This window comes from Streptomyces sp. NPDC107654 (assembly GCF_055639035.1).
The window spans coordinates 62,188-73,749 of the sequence record NZ_JBVKBI010000008.1; the positions used below are offsets into that span (position 1 = coordinate 62,188).

At 72.0% G+C, this 11,562-nt stretch carries 11 protein-coding genes; 1 reads left to right on the top strand and 10 read right to left on the bottom strand.

The features are described from left to right. From ACZ7N4_RS16430 to ACZ7N4_RS16460, 7 genes are all read right to left on the bottom strand, one after another. On the bottom strand, positions 1-1,173 hold the full coding sequence (locus ACZ7N4_RS16430) for a type III PLP-dependent enzyme (protein WP_471358927.1): 1,173 nt from the start codon (positions 1,171-1,173) through the stop codon (positions 1-3). Continuing rightward, complete coding sequence (locus ACZ7N4_RS16435; protein WP_471358929.1) at positions 1,170-2,459, bottom strand: DUF6271 family protein; 1,290 nt, start codon at positions 2,457-2,459, stop codon at positions 1,170-1,172. Before ACZ7N4_RS16435 ends, ACZ7N4_RS16430 begins: the two co-directional genes overlap by 4 nt. Further along, the gene (locus ACZ7N4_RS16440; RefSeq protein WP_471358931.1) at positions 2,456-3,487 is read right to left on the bottom strand and encodes a phytanoyl-CoA dioxygenase family protein; all 1,032 of its coding nucleotides are present in this window, start codon (positions 3,485-3,487) and stop codon (positions 2,456-2,458) included. Before ACZ7N4_RS16440 ends, ACZ7N4_RS16435 begins: the two co-directional genes overlap by 4 nt. A gap of 104 nt (positions 3,488-3,591) precedes the next feature. Beyond that, the gene (locus tag ACZ7N4_RS16445; RefSeq protein ID WP_471358933.1) at positions 3,592-5,103 is read right to left on the bottom strand and encodes a glycoside hydrolase family 3 protein; all 1,512 of its coding nucleotides are present in this window, start codon (positions 5,101-5,103) and stop codon (positions 3,592-3,594) included. Between the two features lie 7 nt (positions 5,104-5,110). Then, complete coding sequence (locus ACZ7N4_RS16450; RefSeq protein WP_471358935.1) at positions 5,111-5,941, bottom strand: carbohydrate ABC transporter permease; 831 nt, start codon at positions 5,939-5,941, stop codon at positions 5,111-5,113. Next, on the bottom strand, positions 5,938-6,936 hold the full coding sequence (locus ACZ7N4_RS16455) for a carbohydrate ABC transporter permease (protein ID WP_471358936.1): 999 nt from the start codon (positions 6,934-6,936) through the stop codon (positions 5,938-5,940). Before ACZ7N4_RS16455 ends, ACZ7N4_RS16450 begins: the two co-directional genes overlap by 4 nt. 78 nt (positions 6,937-7,014) lie before the next feature. Then, the gene (locus tag ACZ7N4_RS16460; protein ID WP_471358938.1) at positions 7,015-8,292 is read right to left on the bottom strand and encodes an extracellular solute-binding protein; all 1,278 of its coding nucleotides are present in this window, start codon (positions 8,290-8,292) and stop codon (positions 7,015-7,017) included. A 302-nt stretch (positions 8,293-8,594) separates the two neighbouring features. Between ACZ7N4_RS16460 and ACZ7N4_RS16465 the strand changes: the two genes are divergently transcribed. Further along, positions 8,595-9,419: a GntR family transcriptional regulator gene (locus ACZ7N4_RS16465; RefSeq protein ID WP_471358940.1), complete on the top strand. Its 825-nt coding sequence runs from the start codon at positions 8,595-8,597 to the stop codon at positions 9,417-9,419. Here the strand turns inward: ACZ7N4_RS16465 and ACZ7N4_RS16470 are convergent. The 3 genes from ACZ7N4_RS16470 to ACZ7N4_RS16480 all read right to left on the bottom strand — a co-directional run bounded on the left by ACZ7N4_RS16470 (position 9,406) and on the right by ACZ7N4_RS16480 (position 11,506). Then, positions 9,406-9,831 carry a DUF6299 family protein gene (locus tag ACZ7N4_RS16470; protein ID WP_471358942.1) on the bottom strand — a complete coding sequence of 142 codons (426 nt, stop codon included), beginning with the start codon at positions 9,829-9,831 and terminating at the stop codon, positions 9,406-9,408. The two genes, ACZ7N4_RS16465 and ACZ7N4_RS16470, sit on opposite strands and share 14 nt — an antisense overlap. Before the next feature lie 149 nt (positions 9,832-9,980). After that, positions 9,981-10,379: a RidA family protein gene (locus ACZ7N4_RS16475; protein WP_471358943.1), complete on the bottom strand. Its 399-nt coding sequence runs from the start codon at positions 10,377-10,379 to the stop codon at positions 9,981-9,983. Then, positions 10,376-11,506: an acyl-CoA dehydrogenase family protein gene (locus ACZ7N4_RS16480; protein WP_471358944.1), complete on the bottom strand. Its 1,131-nt coding sequence runs from the start codon at positions 11,504-11,506 to the stop codon at positions 10,376-10,378. The genes ACZ7N4_RS16475 and ACZ7N4_RS16480 overlap by 4 nt, the downstream gene beginning before the upstream one ends. Positions 11,507-11,562 lie beyond the last annotated feature (56 nt).

Genomic DNA, 11,562 nt, shown 5'->3' on the forward strand with positions numbered 1-11,562 from the left:
TCAGTGCAGTCCTTCCGGGCGTCCTTCCCCGCCACGCGTGCACACGCACGGCAGCGGGTGGATGCCGTTGAATCCCTGGGTCGTGTAACTGGCGGCGTAGGCACCGGCGGAGAGGATCCGCACCGGGTCGCCGGAGCGGACGGACCGGGGCACCCGCACCGGGTACCGGCCGCCGCCGTAGGCGTCGTCGCTGTCGCAGGTGGGGCCGGCGACGACCGCGGGGACGTGCTCCTCCGTCTCCCTGCCGGGGAAGGCCAGCGGGTGGGTCACCTGGTCCATCTCGTACAGGCCGTTGAACTTGCCCACGCTCAGGTACAGCCAGCGGGCCCGCCCGCCGCCCGGCTGCGCGCGTTCGGTCAGCCGGACCACGCGGGCGCGGATCACCCCGTGGTCGGCGACCAGGTGGCGCCCCGGTTCCAGCACGAAGTCCAGCGGCGCCGCGGCCTGTGCGCTCAGGCGTTCCATGCCCTCGCGGAGCACGGTGAAGATCTTGTCGAGGGGGGGTTCCAGGGGGGTGCCGTGCCGGTCCTGGTAACCGAGCGCGGGCAGCCCGCCGCCGAGGTTCACGTGGTCGATGACGATCCCCCGCCCGGCCAGCGCCGTCAGCGTCCCGGCGAGCGTGTCGAGGGCCTGATGCCAGGCCTCGCCGGTCATCTGCTGCGAGCCGACGTGCACGGACAGGCCCGCCGGGACGAGGCCGGCCGCGCGGGCCGTGTCCAGCACCCGGACGGCGTCGTCCGGCGCGCAGCCGAACTTGCGGTTCAGGCCCCACAGGGCGCCCTCCCCGCTGGTGGCGAGGCGGCAGAACACCCGGGCGCGTGGCGCGTGCGCGGCGATGGCGGTGACGTCCTCGACGCTGTCGGTGGCGAAGGTGCGGACACCCAGGCGGTGGGCCTCGGCGATGTCGTGGTCCGACTTGACGGTGTTGCCGTAGTGGATGTGGTCGGGGTGCGCACCGGCCCGCAGGGCCTGCGCGATCTCGGCGGGGCTCGCCGCGTCGAAGCCGGCGCCGCGCTCGGCCAGGCAGCGCAGGACCCCGTCCACGGGGCAGGCCTTGAGGGCGAAGCGGATGCGGGTTCCGGGCAGCTCGCCGAGGAGGGTGTCGTACTGGTGCCCTATGCCGGTGAGGTCGTAGACGATGCGGTCGGTGCTCCGCCCCTCCGGGGCGCTCATGGCCGGACCGCCTCGACGAGTGCCGGCCAGGACTCGGTCAGGTGGGCGAAGTCCTCGATGTCCTTCTCCGCCTGGTCCAGCAACCCGGCTCTTTCGGAGGCGAGTCGCTCCGCGAACCGCGCGTACCGGCCGCCGAGTTTGCGGTACGCCGTGTCGACCCGGTCCAGACGCCAGACGTTCTCCGCGCGGTCCAGGCCCGTGCTCTCCCGGAGGAACTCCACGATCCGTTCGGGCCGGACCCGTTGCCGGGGGTCCAGCAGCCCGTCGCCCTCGGCGGCCATCCGGTCGTAGACGTGGTGGAAGTACGTCATCGACAGCAGGAACTTCACGAACCGCCGCTGGTAGGCCGGGAAGCCGGTGTCGGTGCGGCGTTCGGGGGTGTGGAAGTTCTCGATGTGGCGGTTGTGGAGGATGCCGGGCAGGCCCGCGTCGTGGACGAGGTGGAGGAGGAAGTAGTCGCTGCCGATGGTGTCGGTGGCGGGCGGGAGCGGGATCCGTTCGTACACGGCGCGGTCGAAGGCGATGTTGCACATGTCGACGCGCATGGGGTCGACCACGGTGAGGGTCGAGTGGTCCCCGGTGAAGGGGGCGGTGCCCGCGCCGGTGAAGGACTCCTCGGCCAGGGCCCGCTTGCGGTCCTCGGGCCAGTCGACGGGGGCCCAGAGGCCGACCACGTCGTGGTAGACGGTCTCGTCCAGACGCCGTATCTCCCCGATGTCCACGGAGAGTTCGCCGATGAAGGAGGCTCCGGCGAGCGAGACCGGGCGGTGGGCCAGTGCGGGGGCGAGGTCGGTGTGGGTGACGGCGGCCGAGGCCTCGGCGGCGGGGCGGCCCAGCCAGGGCAGCTCGTGGTGGACGGGGAACACCGGGCGCCCGGCGTGGACTTGGTAGGTGCTGTCGGAGTCGCGGCGGTGCACCGAGTCGCAGCCGAGGGCGGCGGCCAGCAGGAAGGCGCGGTTGGTGCAGGCGCCGTAGGAGACGGCGGGCGGGAGCAGGAGGTGCAGCAGGCGCTCGGGGTCGGGCGGCCCTGCCTTCCGCAGGGCCCCGCGCAGGACGTCCCGCTGGGCGTGCTCGTCGAGATGGTGGACGGTCACGCCGGGGTGTAACGGCAGGGCGGCGACCGTGCGGGTGTGTCCGGCGCGGGTGGCGGCGTCGGCGGAGTCCAGGATCAGCAACTGGACGTCGACGCCGAAGTGCCGGGCGGCGTAGGCGGCTTCGGCGTGCAGGGCGGTGATGGTGGCGGAGCAGGCCCGGTTGGTGGGCAGGGTGAGGCAGACGCGGTTCACCGGGCACCGTCCGCGGCGGCCCAGGAGTCGAGGCCGAGCAGCCTGCGCCCCAGGTCGTCCAGTTCGGCGGGGCCGTAGCGGAGGGCTTCGGGCGTGCGGGCGTCGCCGAGGAGGGTGGCGTTCCAGTCGGGGGTGGCGAGGGTGCGCCAGGAGTGCACACGGGAGTCGCGCAGGGCCGTGTGCTCCTCCAGCGCGGGCATCATCGACAGGTACTGGACGGCTCGGACAGCGTTGTCGGAGAGGTTGGGTGCCACGCCGTGGGCGAGGAGTCCGTTGAAGATCAGCAGGTCGCCGGCCTGGAGGTCGGGGCGGATCACCGGGAACTCGGCGCGGTCGGCGGCGGGCCGGACCGGGTCGCGGCCGGGCGGCTGGGCGAGGCGCCACTGCTCGAAGCGGCGGAAGAGCTCGGGCGCGCACTGGAAGCCGCCGAGTGCGGGGCGGGTGTCGGTGAGCGCGATGATGCCCTGGACGCGCTGCGGCAGCACGGCGAGGGTGGTGTCGACGTCCCAGTGCAGCTCGATGTCGAAGCCCTCGTCGGTGGGTTCGATCAGGGAGCGGGAGCGGGTGCGGACGTTCGGCGGGTTGAGGTTGAGGCGGTCCAGGGTGACCCACAGTTCGGGGCTGTCCCAGACGTCCACGAAGGCGTCATAGACGCGCTGTGTCTGCCGGCTGTCCCACAGCAGCTGGTGGTGGTAGGCCTCGACGAAGCCGTAGATGTACAGGTGGCGGTCGAGTTCGGAGCGGAACTCCGGCTCCTCGTACCAGGTGTCGGGACGGTCGGGGTCGAGCCCCTGGAACTCCCAGGCGAAGTCCAGCAGGGCCTTGGCCTCGCCGGGGGTGACGGCCTCGCGTACGACGACGTAGCCGTACGTCTGCCAGAAGGCGAAGTCCGCTTCGGAGAGGACCCGGAGCGGCTGGGTCTTCACGAGGTCGCGCAGGGGGGTCGGGGCGAGGTAGGTCTCGCCGTCGGCGCTGAAGTAGGGGCGGCCGGTCGCCGCGCGGTGCAGGTGGGGGTGGGGCGTGTGCATGCGATTCCTCGGGAACTGGAACACGGGGTGCGGTTGAGATCCGGGAGAAGAGCACGGTCGAGCGGGCCGCCCGCGAGCGCGGGCGGCCGGTGAACCCCGTGGGGTCAGCCCGCGGCGACGGCCTCGGCCGCCGCCACCCCGCACACGCGGGCGGCGCCGTAGGTGGCGATGTGCAGGGCGCCGCGCGGCGGGGCCTGCGGCAGGCCCATCTCGACCACGACGGTGTCGGGCCGGGCGGCGAGCAGGGCGGTGAGCGCGGAGCGCATCCAGTCGTGCCGGTGCTCGTCGCGGACCACGGCGACGATCCGGCGTTGGCCGGCCGCGGCGAGCACGGCGTCGCCGGCGCCCTCGCCGGTGAAGGAGCCCGAGGCGCTGCCGGGCAGCAGCCGCTCCAGCTCGGCGGCGACGCCCCAGGGGGTCTGGTCGCCGACGGCGATGTTCGGGGCGGGGTTGAACTGGGCGACGTAGACGGGCCCGGTGACCGGTGCGGCGGCGTCCGCGCGGGTCACGGTCAGCGCGCGGCGGGCCGCGACCAGGCCGATCTCCGGGTCGGCCGGGGTCCGCTCCGCGTCTCCGCGGGCCGCGACGGTCCACGCGGCCAGGTCACGCACCCGGGCCGCCGCGTCGGCGAGCCGTTCCTCGGGAAGTTCCCCGGAGCGTACGGCGGCCACGAGCGCGTCGCGCAGCTTCAGCACGGTGCCCTCGTCGCACAGCCCGCCGCCCACGCAGATGGCGTCGGCGCCGGCCGCGATCGCGAGGACCACGCCGTGCTCCAGACCGTAGGTGCCGGAGATCGCGCGCATCTCCATGCCGTCGGTGACGATCAGGCCCTGGTAGCCGAGTTCGCCGCGCAGCAGCTCGGTGAGGACGCGCCGGGACAGGGTGCCGGGGCGGTCGGGGTCGAGGGCCGGGACGAGGATGTGCGCGCTCATGATCGCCCGGGTGCCGGCGGCGATCGCCGCGCGGAACGGGGGCAGTTCGCGCTGGTACAGGGTGTCGGCGTCGACGTCGATACGGGGTACGGCGTGGTGGGAGTCGACGTTGGTGTCGCCGTGGCCGGGGAAGTGCTTGGTGCAGGCGGCGACGCCGGTGGACTGCAGTCCCTCGACCCAGGCGGCGGTGTGCCGGGCCACCAGGTCGGGGCTCGCGCCGAAGGAGCGGACGCCGATGACGGGGTTGTCCGGGTTGGCGTTGACGTCGGCGGAGGGCGCCCAGTCGAAGGTGACGCCGCAGTTGGCCAGGCGCCGGCCCAGTTCGCGGGAGACGGCCCGGGTGAGACCGGGGTCGTCGACGGCGCCGAGGGCGTGGTTGCCGGGGAAGGAGGAGCCGGTGCGCACGTCGAGGCGGGTGACGTCGCCGCTCTCCTCGTCGATGGCGACCAGCAGGTCCTCGCGCTCGGCGCGCAGTTGCGCGGTGAGCGCGGTGACCTGGTCCTCGCTGACGACGTTGCGGCCGAACAGGGCGACGGAGGCGAGGCCCTCGCCGAGGCGGCGGCGCACCCAGTCGGGCGCGGTGGTGCCGTCGAACCCCGGTTGCAGCACCGCGAGGGCGTCCCGGGCCAGGGTGTCGCCCGCGGCCGGGCCGCTGCCGGAGGCGGTGGTGGCGATGGTGGTCATCGGGGCGTCATCCCTTCACGGCGCCGTCGGTCAGACCGCTGACAGCCTTGCGTTGCAGGAAGATGAAGAGGATCAGGATGGGCAGCGCGAACAGGGACGAGGCGGCCATGGTGGCGCCCCAGTCGTCGCCGAAGGCGGTCTGGAACTGGGACAGCCACAGCGGCAGGGTCTGCTTCTCGACGTCCTTGTTGAGGATCAGGACGAGCGGGAACTCGTTCCACGCGGTGATGAAGCCGAACAGCGAGGTCGCCATCAGGCCGGGCGCGAGCAGCGGGAAGATCACCTTGACGAAGGCCTGGACGCGGGTGCACCCGTCGACCATCGCCGACTCCTCCAGCTCCTTGGGCACGGCGGCGACGTAGCCGCGCAGGGTCAGGATGGTCAGCGGGAGCACCATCATCGTGTAGAAGACGGTGAGCGGGACCAGGCTGTCCAGCATGTCGTTGTCGCGGACGATCATGTAGATGGCGATGATCATGACCTCCCAGGGGGCCATCTGCGCCAGCATGAACGTCACGATGAGTCCGCGCCGCCCCTTGAACCGCATCCGCGCGAGGGCGAAGGCCGCGAGCAGGGCGATGACGAGGGAGAAGAGGACCGACAGGGTCGTGACGGTGACGGAGTTGAGGACCAGGGTCCAGAAGTGGTCCGCGTCGACGGCCTTCTTGAAGTGCGCGAGGGTGGCGTCGGTGGGGAACCACACCGGGTCGTCGGCGATGATGTCGCCGGTCGGCTTGAAGGCCGTGGCGAACATCCAGTAGACGGGGAACACGAAGCCGACGAAGAGGACGACGGCGGTCGCGTTGGGCCAGATACGGCCGAAGAGCGAGCGCTTCACAGCTCGTCCTCCTCTTGCTTGAGCACCATGCGCAGGTAGTACGAGGTGATGGCGAGCAGGACCAGGATGGTCAGGAAGGAGATCGCCGCGCCGACCCCGAAGTGCTGGTTGCCGACGCCCTCGACGTAGGCGTAGATGGGCAGGGTCTCGGTGAGGTGGTCGGGGCCGCCCTCGTTCATCGCGAAGATCTGCGCGAACGCCTTGAACACCCAGATGACTTCGAGGAACGTCGTGGCGTACAGGAACGGCCGCAGGAACGGCAGGGTCACCGAGGTGAAGCCCTTCCAGGCGCCGGCGCCGTCCAGGGAGGCGGCCTCGTACAGCTCCCGGGGGATCGTGGTGGTGGCCGCGTAGAGGTTGATCGCCACGAAGGGTATGGACTGCCAGACGATCAGCAGGGTGACCACGGCGAAGGTGGAGAACTGGGTCTCCAGCCAGTTGTGGTCGGCCATCGAGTGCCAGCCGAGCTTGTCCAGCACCCAGTTGACGACGCCGAAGCGCTGGGCGAACAGCCACTGGTAGACGGTGGTGGCCGCGATGACCGGCATGGCCCAGGCGAGGACCAGCCCCACCAGGAGCAGCAGCCGCATCTTCTTGCCGAGGCGGGCCAGCAGCAGCCCGGTCAGCGTGCCGATCGTCATGATCAGTACGACGTTGGCGGCGGTGAAGAGGACGGAGCGCTCGACGACGTGCCAGAAGTCCCCGCCGCTGAGCACCTCCTGGTAGTTGTCGAAGCCGTTCCACTCGGTGAGGTGCTGGATGAGCTGGCGCGGGTTGAGGTTCTGGAACGACAGCATGCCGTTCTTGACCAGGGGCCAGCCGAGCAGCACCACGGTGGCCAGCAGCGCGGGCAGCAGGAGCAGGTAGGGGGTGGCGGCGCGGCGCCGGGACGGGGTGCCGGGGTCACGGCTGTCACCGCGCGGCGGGGCCGGCACCCGGGCCTTGCGGACAGCGGGCTCCCCGGCCGTGTCCGTGCCTTCGGTCTGCACTGACATGAGTTGCCATCTCTTCCGTGGCCGTACGGACGACACAGGTGAGCCGGGGGCGCGAGCGTGGCGCCCCCGGCGCGGTCATCAGTTCTGCTGGGCCAGGCGCTTGTTGATCTCGTCCTCGACCTGCTGGGCGGCGTCCGCCGGGGACTTGCCGTTCAGCACGGCCGTCATGTACGACTTGATCGGGTTGGGGGTGTTCTCCACCGCGCCCCACTCGGGGATCAGCGGGGTGGTGCCGCCGACCGCCGCACCCGGGGCGATGGCCTCGGCGACGACGTTGCCCTTGAGGTTGGTCTCCAGGGACTTCTTGTTCGGGATGACACCGTTGAGCTTGGCGAGTTCGCCCTCGTACTGGTCGGACAGGGCGATCTTGAGGAACTCCTTGGCCAGGGCCTGCTTCTTGCTGCCCTGGGCGACGGCGAGGTTGGAGCCGCCGAGGAAGACGCTCTCGGGCTTGGCCGCGGTCTCGCCGGGGATGGGGAAGTAACCGAGGTCCTTCTCGATGGCCTTGTTGGCGGTGACGGCGGTGCCGGCCTCCCAGCCCATGCCGATGAACGCGCCGGTCTTGCCCTTGGCGAAGACCTCGGCCTGCTGCGGGGTGGCCTCGTCCTTGTCCTTGGGGGCCTTGGAGTAGGAGGCGTACTTCTTGTAGATCTCCATGGCCTTGGCGACCTTGGCGTCACCGAGGTTGGAGACGTACTTGTCGCCCTGCTTCTTCACCAGGTCGGCGCCCTGCCCGATGGTCAGGCCGTCGAAGAAGTACCAGTTCTGGCCGGGCAGGTAGAGCGGCTCGGCGTCGGTCTTCCTGCCGATGGTCTCCAGGTCCTTGAAGAACTCGTCCCGGGTCTTCGGGGTGTCCTTGATACCGGCCTTGGCCCAGATCTTCTTGTTGTAGATGACCACGCGGCTGGTGAAGTACCAGGGCGCGGCGTACTGCTTGCCGTCGTAGACGGACGACTGCGAGACCGACGGCGTCCAGTCGGCGCCGATCTCCTCCTTCAGGTCGCCCAGGTCGGCGAGGCCGCCGGTGGCCGCGTAGGCCGGGGTCTGGGTGTTGCCGACCTCCAGCACGTCCGGCGGGGTCGACTCGGAGAGAGCGGTGGTGATCTTCTGCTGGATCCCGTCCCACTTCTGCGTCTCGAACTTCAGCTTCGCGCCGGTCTTCTTCTCGAAGGCGGCCGTGACGTCCTTGACCCACTGGTCCGGCGTGGAGCCGTCCATCGCCCAGACCGTCAGGGTCTGGCCCTTGAAGCTGTCCGGCCCCGCGTTCTTGCCGCTGTCGTCGTCGTCCCCGCCGCACGCCGACACGGAGACCATCATGCCCGCGATCACGATCGCGGCCGCAAGCTTGCGCTTCACGCCACCCTCCTCAGGGATGCCACTAACCCCCCACGCCCTCGGCGGTGACCTGCGTACGACGCTGTTGCACGTAGGGCTCGGGACCTGGCCACTAATGGTGTAGACCAGTACGGTGGAGCTTGGCCTAGACCTTTTGGAGTGTCAAGGGTGGTTCGGGAAGCCGGTCGCGGCCGTTACGAGAAAGTCACCGGAGTGCGTCCGTCCGCATTCCGTCCCTTTCGCCCGGACCGTTCAGTTGGACTAGACCATACGGGAGTTGGTCGCTATAACGGGAGCCCATCGACACAGCCGGGAAGGCAGGCATGACCACCGACGTCAGCAGCGCCCAGCCGCACAGGGGGACGCCCGGCCGCACCGCGCGCGTGCCGAAGTACTACCGGATCAAACAGCAGCTGCTCAGCATGGCCGAGGCGCTGCAGCCCGGTTCGGCCATGCCCGCGGAACGTCTGCTCGCCGTCCGGTTCGACACCTCGCGGACCACCGTCCGGCAGGCACTCCAGGAACTCGTCGGCGAGGGCCGGCTCGACCGGATCCAGGGCAAGGGCACCTTCGTCGCCCAGCCCAAGCTGTACCGCACCCTCCAGCTCACCTCGCACACCGAGGACATGCGCGCCCAGGGGCTCACCCCGGCCTCGCAGGTGCTGGACATCGGGGAGGTGCCCGCGGACGAGAAGCTGGCGGGCCTGCTCGGCATCGGGATCGGCGAGAAGGTGCTGCGCATCGAGCGGCTGCGGCTGGCCAGCGGCGACCCCATGGCGATCGAGACGACCCACCTGTCCGTGCGGCGCTTCCCCGGCCTGCGCCGCTCCCTCGCCGTCCACCCCTCGCTCTACACCGCGCTCGCCGAGGTGTACGGCGTCCATCTCGCCGAGGCCGACGAGACCATCGAGACCTCGCTGTCGACCCCGCGCGAGGCCCAGTTGCTCGCCACCGACGTGGGCCTGCCGATGCTGCTGCTGTCCCGGCACTCACGGGACGCGCAGGGCTCCCCGGTGGAGTGGGTCCGCTCGGTGTACCGGGGTTCCCGCTACAAGTTCGTGGCCGCCCTGCGCCGTCCGGGCGGCACGGTGGTCCGGCGGAGAGCGGCCCCGCCGGACCGGGACGGGCTCGGCGTCACCCCTGCGTGAGCGTGATGTCCTGGTTGCTCACCGCGTGGAAGGCGGGCAGCAGGATGATGCCCGAGGGGCGCAGCTCGGTGAGGGTGGCCTCCACGTGCGCCGCCCCCGCCCTCACCGTCTCCCCCGAGACCTTGCCGGAGTTCTCCCAGCGGTGCTCGGCGCCGTCGCAGCGGGCGGTGCCGCCGCCGATGCCGTGCTTGAGACGGGCGTCGCCCTGGCTGAGCGAGGAGCTGACGAACACCGGTCCGCTGCCGGCGGTGCAGCGGTAGGTGCCGGAGAGCGTCACCGTGCCGTCCGGCGCGATCCGGCCGACCGGGTCGACGGTGACCAGCTCGGTGGGGTCGGCGCAGGCCGGGGCGACGGCGGCGCACAGCAGGGCCGCGGCGCCGAGGGCCGAGGCGACGACGGGGTGCAGGGACATGGGGGTACCTCCCGGTTCCAGGGGTGCGAGGGTTTCCACTGGTACCGGGCGGCCGGGGCGGCGGGCGTGACCGTCACCCCATCGGTGGCGCGTCATGAAACCGAACGGGCCAGGTCACGCGGGCTGCGGCGGCGGGAGACGGCGGAGGGTCACGGCAGTACGGCGAACCCGTCCAGCTCCACCAGCGCCCGCTCGTCCCACAGCCGTACGACCTCCACGACGGCCATCGCCGGGTAGTCGCGGCCCGCCGACTCCCGCCAGATCCGGCCCAGTCGCGGTGCGTGGGCGCGGTACGCGGCGACGTCGGTGGCGTAGACGGTGACCCGGGCGAGGTCCGCGGGGGTGCCGCCGGCCGCGCGCAGGGCGGCGAGGAGGTTGCCGAGGGCCTTCTCGAACTGCTCGGGCAGGGTCTCGCCGGTGATCTTGCCGTCGGTGTCGAGGGCGGTCTGGCCCGCGAGGAACACCACACGGGAGCCGGCCGCGACGACGGCGTGCGAGAAGCCCGTGGGCGGGGACAGCTCGGGCGGGTTGACGCGCTCGGTCGTCACCGGTCCTCCTTCCGGGCGGCGGCGTACAGCTCCTTGGCGATGATGCTCCGCTGGACCTCGCTGGCGCCCTCGTAGATGCGCGGTGCGCGCACCTCGCGGTAGAGGTGTTCGAGGAGGTGGCCGCGGCGCAGGGCGCGGGCCCCGTGCAGCTGGACGGCGGTGTCGACGACGTACTGCGCGGTCTCGGTGGCCAGCAGCTTGGCCATCGCGGCGCGCCGGGGGACGTCGGCGGCTCCCGCGTCGTGGGCCGCGGCCGCCGCGTACACCATGAGCCGGGCCGCCTCGGTGCGCAGGGCCATCTCGGCGACCTGGTGGGACACCGCCTGAAGGTCCATCAGGTGGCCGTGGAAGGCCTCGCGGCCGCGGGTGTGGCCGACGGTGGCGTCCAGCGCGGCCTGCGCCATGCCGACCGCGAAGGCGCCGACGCTGGGGCGGAAGAGGTTGAGGGTGCCCATGGCGACGGCGAAGCCGCGGCCGGGCTCGCCGAGGAGGTCGGCGGGGCCGACGGGCACGGCGTCGAAGTCGAGGGTGCCGATGGGGTGCGGGGAGATCATCTCCAGCGGGCTGCCGGTGAGTCCGGGCCGGTCGGCGGGGACCAGGAAGGCGGTCACGCCGCGGGCGCCGGCGCCGGGGGTGGTGCGGGCGAAGACGGTGTAGAAGTCGGCCTCGGGGGCGTTGGAGATCCAGCACTTGGCGCCGGTGAGCCGCCAGCCGTCGCCGTCGGGCTCGGCGGCGAGGGACAGCGCCGCCGCGTCCGACCCGGCGCCGGGCTCGCTCAGCGCGAAGGCGGCGACCGCGCTGCCGTCGGCGACCCGGGGCAGCCAGCGCCCGCGCTGTGCCGGGGTGCCGTGGGCGTGCACCGGATGGGCGCCCAGACCCTGCAGGGCGAGGGCGGTCTCGGCCTCGGTGCAGGCCTGGGCGAGGGACTCCCGCATCAGGCACAGGTCCAGCGCGCCGGAGCCGAACAGCCGGGCGAGCAGGCCCAGTCGGCCGAGTTCGGCGAGGAGAGGCCGGTTGACGCGGCCGGGTTCGCCGCGGTCGGCGAGCGGGCGCAGGCGTGCGGCGGCCAGCTCGCGCAGCTCGGCACACCAGGCGGTCTGCTCCGGTCCGAGTGAGAATGCGGACACAGCCGGTCCTCCCTCCGGGGCACCTCCGGGACGGGTCCCCCTGCCTTCCCTGTCCA

Bases quoted from the DNA above. Each gene is read 5' to 3' on its own strand.
- ACZ7N4_RS16430 (WP_471358927.1), bottom strand. From the start codon at position 1,173: ATGAGCGCCCCGGAGGGGCGGAGCACCGACCGCATCGTCTACGACCTC.
- ACZ7N4_RS16440 (WP_471358931.1), bottom strand. From the start codon at position 3,487: ATGCACACGCCCCACCCCCACCTGCACCGCGCGGCGACCGGCCGCCCC.
- ACZ7N4_RS16445 (WP_471358933.1), bottom strand. From the start codon at position 5,103: ATGACCACCATCGCCACCACCGCCTCCGGCAGCGGCCCGGCCGCGGGC.
- ACZ7N4_RS16455 (WP_471358936.1), bottom strand. From the start codon at position 6,936: ATGTCAGTGCAGACCGAAGGCACGGACACGGCCGGGGAGCCCGCTGTC.
- ACZ7N4_RS16465 (WP_471358940.1), top strand. From the start codon at position 8,595: ATGACCACCGACGTCAGCAGCGCCCAGCCGCACAGGGGGACGCCCGGC.
- ACZ7N4_RS16470 (WP_471358942.1), bottom strand. From the start codon at position 9,831: ATGTCCCTGCACCCCGTCGTCGCCTCGGCCCTCGGCGCCGCGGCCCTG.